The sequence below is a fragment of the Candidatus Thermoplasmatota archaeon genome (assembly GCA_029907305.1).
GTDB lineage: Archaea > Thermoplasmatota > E2 > DHVEG-1 > DHVEG-1 > JARYMC01.
The window spans coordinates 1-5,765 of record JARYMC010000089.1 but is presented as its reverse complement, the minus strand read 5'-3'; the positions used below and the strand labels follow the sequence as shown (position 1 = coordinate 5,765).

At 32.6% G+C, this 5,765-nt stretch carries 8 protein-coding genes and 2 tRNA genes; 6 read left to right on the top strand and 4 right to left on the bottom strand.

The window, feature by feature from the left end:
- The 3 genes from QHH19_06440 to QHH19_06430 all read left to right on the top strand — a co-directional run.
- Nucleotides 1–354 (top strand): nucleotidyl transferase AbiEii/AbiGii toxin family protein (locus tag QHH19_06440; GenBank protein MDH7517962.1); only part of this gene is annotated, 354 nt, incomplete at its 5' end.
- Nucleotides 355–929: 575 nt separating this feature from the next.
- Complete coding sequence (locus tag QHH19_06435) at nt 930–1,220, top strand: AAA family ATPase (protein MDH7517961.1); 291 nt, start codon at nt 930–932, stop codon at nt 1,218–1,220.
- A 5-nt stretch (nt 1,221–1,225) separates the two neighbouring features.
- Nucleotides 1,226–1,855, top strand: coding sequence for a DUF4143 domain-containing protein (locus QHH19_06430; protein ID MDH7517960.1), 630 nt, complete (start codon nt 1,226–1,228; stop codon nt 1,853–1,855).
- A gap of 74 nt (nt 1,856–1,929) precedes the next feature.
- Here the strand turns inward: QHH19_06430 and QHH19_06425 are convergent.
- Together QHH19_06425 and QHH19_06420 are read right to left on the bottom strand one after the other, a co-directional pair.
- A tRNA-Glu gene (locus QHH19_06425) sits at nt 1,930–2,002 on the bottom strand.
- Nucleotides 2,003–2,014: 12 nt separating this feature from the next.
- Nucleotides 2,015–2,221 (bottom strand): MoaD/ThiS family protein, encoded by a 207-nt coding sequence (locus tag QHH19_06420; GenBank protein ID MDH7517959.1) that lies wholly within the window; start codon nt 2,219–2,221, stop codon nt 2,015–2,017.
- A 60-nt stretch (nt 2,222–2,281) separates the two neighbouring features.
- On the opposite strand from QHH19_06420, the gene QHH19_06415 reads away from it, so the two are divergent.
- From QHH19_06415 to nth, 3 genes are all read left to right on the top strand, one after another.
- Nucleotides 2,282–2,368 (top strand) — tRNA-Ser (locus QHH19_06415).
- A 107-nt stretch (nt 2,369–2,475) separates the two neighbouring features.
- The gene (locus QHH19_06410) at nt 2,476–3,510 is read left to right on the top strand and encodes a hypothetical protein (GenBank protein MDH7517958.1); all 1,035 of its coding nucleotides are present in this window, start codon (nt 2,476–2,478) and stop codon (nt 3,508–3,510) included.
- 124 nt (nt 3,511–3,634) lie between these two features.
- Complete coding sequence (gene nth / locus QHH19_06405; GenBank protein ID MDH7517957.1) at nt 3,635–4,303, top strand: endonuclease III; 669 nt, start codon at nt 3,635–3,637, stop codon at nt 4,301–4,303.
- Between the two features lie 8 nt (nt 4,304–4,311).
- On the opposite strand, the gene QHH19_06400 is transcribed toward nth, so the two are convergent.
- Together QHH19_06400 and QHH19_06395 are read right to left on the bottom strand one after the other, a co-directional pair.
- Nucleotides 4,312–5,322 (bottom strand): UbiA family prenyltransferase, encoded by a 1,011-nt coding sequence (locus tag QHH19_06400; protein MDH7517956.1) that lies wholly within the window; start codon nt 5,320–5,322, stop codon nt 4,312–4,314.
- Nucleotides 5,323–5,380: 58 nt separating this feature from the next.
- On the bottom strand, nt 5,381–5,596 hold the full coding sequence (locus QHH19_06395) for a hypothetical protein (GenBank protein MDH7517955.1): 216 nt from the start codon (nt 5,594–5,596) through the stop codon (nt 5,381–5,383).
- Nucleotides 5,597–5,765 lie beyond the last annotated feature (169 nt).

The following is a 5,765-nucleotide window of genomic DNA, read 5'->3' as shown; positions in this document are numbered from 1 at the left end:
TCAAAACAATTTACCCAGACAGCAAACACAATTATGCTTTACTCACCATACCCAGATATACCTCCTATCGAGGTCCGAGTACCAAAATCTGAGGAAATAATCGCTGATAAAATCTCAGCAATCATTCAACGAGACAAAGCCCGTGATGTTCATGATTTGTATTTCCTCTTGAAGCAAGGTGGAAAAATTGATTATTCATTAATCAAAAGAAAAGTTTTAGATTTCACCCCTGAAAAATTGAGGGAGAAAATCTTAGAGAAAAAAAATACTTGGAAAAGTATTGAGCCGCTCATTGTAACAAAACTCCCTACGTTAGAGGAAGAAATGACCTATATTTTATCGTTCTTCAAATAGAGAATATTCATTTGAAAAATGTAGTGCTCCCGGTTAGGCATATATGCTAAAAGTTTAATGCTCCTCAGCATGGTTGGAGCTTTTGACTGTTAACAAGGATGGGTTACAATCGTACTTTAAAACCATTCTCATGAATAGTTTATCCCGTATTACACTTCATATAATAGTAGAATAATATGAATTGAACTTCATATTTTAGAAATTATATATAGGTAACACGACAATTACGAACCATGAATCGCGACACGATAAAAAGAAGACTCATCGAACAAGAAACATACACACAAAAATTTCTCGATGAGCCATTAATACAACGAGAACATTTTTCCAACTATCAAAAAACAACTCACCACCAATCTCATCAAAACAATACTAGGACCAAGACGCGCAGGAAAAACCACTTTAGGATTATTACTCCTAAAAAAACAAACTTTTACTACGTAAACTTCGACGATGAAATTCTATCCACATTAAAACGCGAAGATCTAGGAATACTTCTTGAACTACTAAATGAACTCTTTGGAAAACGATCAAATATTTTTCTTGACGAAATTTAAAACATCGATTCATGGGAATTGTTTGTGAACCGACTGCAGCGACTTGGATACAATATTCTCTTAAGTGGAAGCAATAGCAAACTTCTCAGTAAAGAACTCAGCAGTCATCTTGGGGGTAGAACACTCACGCTTGAAATTCTTCCCTTTAGCTTTAAAGAGTTCCTTATTGCAAAACACCTTACTACCATTAAAGAAACAGATGAGGAAATCGGTAGGATAAAAAATCAATTACAAGAATATCTCCAATGGGGCGGATATCCTGAGATTATCATGGATATATCTGATCCGGATCTCAGAAAAAATATCTGAATGAATTGTTCGAAACTATTATCTTCCGAGATATCACTCAACGATTCAATATAAAATATACAACAGAACTCGTTGCATTAGCAACGGTGATTATAAACCAATTTTCAACCAGGTTGAGTCTCACAAAAATCTCACGAGATATGGAAATAAGTTCACATACCATAAAAAAATATATATCCTATCTTGAAGAAGCATATCTTATCATCAGCAGTAAAAAATTCTCCTACAAACCAAGAGAGATTGAATCATCATTTAGAAAATACTACTGCATTGATACAGGATTACTAAACACAAAAAAAACAACACTCACAAAAGATTTTGGAAAAATCTTGGAAAACATAGTTGCTATCGAACTTAGAAGAAGAAACATTGATCTTTATTACTACATGGTTGACAATAAATATGAAGTCGATTTTGTCATCGGTGATTCAACAGCAATAAAAGAAGTAATCCAGGTGGTGGATGACGAAAAAGAAATACCACGGCGGGAAATAAAAATAGGCATATTGGCTTGTAAAAAATTACATTGTCACACCTTAACGATAATAACCTGGAACACTGAAACAAAAAAACGTGATGGCAGCATTACCATTCAGTACATCCCTCTTTGGAAATGGCTTACGAAACAAAAATAAGGTTTTTAACCCTGCTCAAAATAGCCCAGTGCTGGATTACATTTTCAAGGTGTCTGCAACAGGAGAAAAAATTATGCTCCCGTCGGGATTTGAACCCGAGTCGAAGCCTCGAGAGGGCTTCATGATTGGCCACTACACTACGGGAGCAAAAAACCTTTTTTATCCTCCTGATGAAACATGAATAATTGTAATTTCTTGATTTTCGTTTAAGGTATCATCAACTGGGATAGGCATGTTTTTGCTCATTGCTATAACTGTATCTGGTTTAATATTGAGGTTTTTTAGTAAATCTGCAACAGTAGATCCTTTTTTTATTTGGATTTCTCTTACATTATTTGTTTTTGGTATCCTAACTTTTATCTTCAATTGAATCGATACCCATATAAAAAAGTCTTTGATTAAACTTTTCACGATAATAAGTTGTTTGCTGGGGTAGCTAAGCCTGGTTTAAAGCGATAGCCTCGAGAGCTATTGGCGTTTGTCGCCGCAGGAGTTCAAATCTCCTCCCCAGCGTCTAATTTTCTAGGGTAGCTCTAAAGTAAATTTTTATATAGTAATATATAATAAAATTTAAATATTATCTAAACTAATAATATGTAATAAAAAAGTGGTGTAATAATATGAATAAAAAGATCATAATCTCACTAATATTATGTACCCTATTAGCTGCTAGTTTATCTTCTACATCTGCGTTAGCAATAGAAACTAAAAACGAATCCACAAAATCATCGATATCGCTAGTTACATCTGAGATAAGCATAGATGCGACACCAAAAATAGATGCACCACTTGCTCCATTAGAGAAAAAAACAATTGATGTAACCGTAAAATTTAAATTAAACATAGGTAAATTCGCGAAATGGTTCTTTTTCAATAGGCGAATAGGTAGACTGCTTTTATTTGGTCCTAAATATGCTCTTAAATTTTTAACAAAAATACCATCTAATGCACTCATTAATTTATCTGTTGTTGAATGCCCAGATTGGTGTACAGCAACACTAGATCCAAATAATATAACTCTAGGGATAAGTAACGAATTCAAAGAGGCAGAAGCTAAACTAACCATTGTTATAAACAACAAAACTGCACCAGCATTTGAACTAAAAGATGTAAAAATAAAAGCAGAATTCAAAGGTTTAGGTGGAATAAAAGCATCATCTAATGAAACAAATATATCCCTCATGCCAACCTACATATCCAAAATAGCATATGATGTTGAAAAAGAAATAAACATAACATCAACTAACGAAACAAGTATACCTATAAATATAACAAACAATGGAAACGGTGAAACAATAATCAAAATAGAAATAGAAAACATATCCGAGAACTGGAACATATCAATAGACCCAGATACCATAACAATACCAGTCAACAAGACAAGGCAAGTAAAAATTATCACAACACCAACTAGAGATTTTGACAACGTGACAATAAAAGTTAAACTAACAACAAAATCAACATACTCTGGTACAGATGTAGAAGAAAAATACCTACAAGGAGAAACTGTTTCATTTAATATAACACTTATAAACACTCAACCGCCAGAAGAAGAACTCCCATTGTTTGAAATACTAATAGCAGGGGTAGTGATAATCATACTGATATCAGTTATAGCAATAATGATACTAATTAGAAAGAAAAAACAACAATAAAAAAATTTTTTCTACCTTTATATCTAATTTTTTTTTCAATTCTTTTAACCTGGTGCTTAAGTTTTTAAATAAAATATTAATCACAGAACCTTAGACTATTCAACAAAAAAAGTGTTATATTTACATGAGACAAAAGATACATTTCGATGAAATATTCAGGTTACTAAAACATGGACTAGAGAGGTATGACAACCCTGTTGTTTCTCGTACGGAATGGAACAGAATCATCCATAGTCCATATACAACATTAATATCTTGCATTCTGAGCCTCAGAACAAAAGATGAGGTAACAGAAAAAGCATCCATCAGATTGCTAAAGAAATATAACACCCCTGAAAAAATGTTGAAGCTTTCTGAAAAAAAGATACAATCATTGATATATCCTGTAGGTTTCTACAAAACCAAAGCAAAGAGAATAAGAGGTATTTCAAAAACACTTATAGAGAAATGCAATGGAAAAGTTCCAGATGATTTTTATGAACTACTAAAGTTAAAAGGTGTCGGTAGAAAAACTGCTAGCATAGTGATGGTTTATGGTCATAAAAAACAGGGTTACCTACCAATTGATACGCACTGTCATCGTATACCAAATCGTTTGGGTTGGATTAAAACAAAAACACCTGAAGAAACAGAGTTAAAACTAAGACAGATATTGCCAAGCGAATATTGGGATGATTTCAATCATTTGTTTGTCACATTTGGGCAAACCATATGTGTCCCAGTTTCGCCGTTTTGTAGCAGATGCCCAATAAAAAATTATTGTAAACGCGTTTCTGTTACCAATAGTAGGTAAAGAATTTTTTATTCTAGGGGTATCAGTTTTTTTCCAAAAACAATTCTGAGGGAAGACAATGGCCAGATGATTATAACTGTTATTATCAAAAGCGTCTGTGCTATACCTATATTTTTAAATAGATAGCTCATGAGAACCATTGGTATTAGCAGTAATGATAGTCCTTCTTGTAATCCCTCATAAACCAGCATTCTATCCCTTTGAGATAGAGGAGTAGAGAAGATTTTTGCCAAGAGATACAAAATTACGGTTGAGAGAAAGATAAAAACCAAAAAAGGTATTGGCATATCAAAAACAAATATCTCGGTGTACATCAATAAAAAAGGTAGGAAAGCAACAAGTATATGCAGTGTTTTGATGAAAAAAGCATATCCAACAAATAAAAACGGGATACTAAACTCGTCGTCTATTACTTTAACCCCAAAAAGAGTAGGGATAGTCATAACACCTATTTTTGTATCATATTTTACGTCTTTTAGGTTCGCGAAAACACCAACGCTAAAAACCCATTGCATCATATTAACGAGACTAATAATGATTGCTAAACCTGATACTTCATTAGAAGCACTGTAAGCGCCAAATAAACCTGTTGTAAAAACACCTATAGCAAGAATATATTCCATACAAGCTACACGTTTACTATACATATTGTATAGGGTGATTAAGAAAAAAGATACTAGTAACATTATAAAAGATATAAGAGTAAACATAAATAATGTGTTAATAATAATGGATAAAATAAAAGAAAAAATAACTATATACAAGGCTGTTTCTTTTTTTATTTTGCCGGTGACAAGTGGTCTATCAGATACATAGGCTGATTTTTTGTCAACTTCTAAGTCAAAATAATCATTCTGTACGAAAGTAAACACATGGATTAAAAAACCAGTTAATACCAATAGAAACAAACGGGTAGAACTGTTTTCCCCATTGCAGACAGCCCCGAAAAATGGGGTTAAACCTAAAAACAACAAACCATAGGGTCTAACAAGTTTAGCGTAATCAATTAAACTCCCCATATAATATAAAATAATCACATAATGGTTATTAAGAGCTTTCATTTTTTTATTAAAAAATTCATAGGTTCTTCTGTAATCTTATGAACTCTTCTATATCCTTAACTGTGAGATCCTCTATATCATTCATTATGTCAGCTAACTTGTCTTTTTCATTCCAATCAGCATAGTACCTCTTTTTCCTTTCACTTAAATTAATTTTTATTCCCTTGTTTTCTGCAAGCTCTTTAAGCTGACTTTCAGTTAACTCGTTTAACAATTCTTTTTTTATTGACATCTTGTTTTTCCTCCTTATACACCATTTTATTACTGGTGATCTTGACAATGTCACATTAACTTTTTTTGTATGATTTACAAGCTTTGCGACATTATTAAATCTTCATCCACTTTTTCGTCAGTGGATGGGATGATAGAATGAACTTTTCATTATCCGTAAAGGATATACG

Excerpts from the sequence above, each read along its gene's own strand:
- QHH19_06400 (MDH7517956.1), bottom strand. The coding sequence starts at position 5,322 with ATGGGGAGTTTAATTGATTACGCTAAACTTGTTAGACCCTATGGTTTG.
- nth (MDH7517957.1), top strand. The coding sequence starts at position 3,635 with ATGAGACAAAAGATACATTTCGATGAAATATTCAGGTTACTAAAACAT.
- QHH19_06395 (MDH7517955.1), bottom strand. The coding sequence starts at position 5,596 with ATGTCAATAAAAAAAGAATTGTTAAACGAGTTAACTGAAAGTCAGCTT.
- QHH19_06410 (MDH7517958.1), top strand. The coding sequence starts at position 2,476 with ATGAATAAAAAGATCATAATCTCACTAATATTATGTACCCTATTAGCT.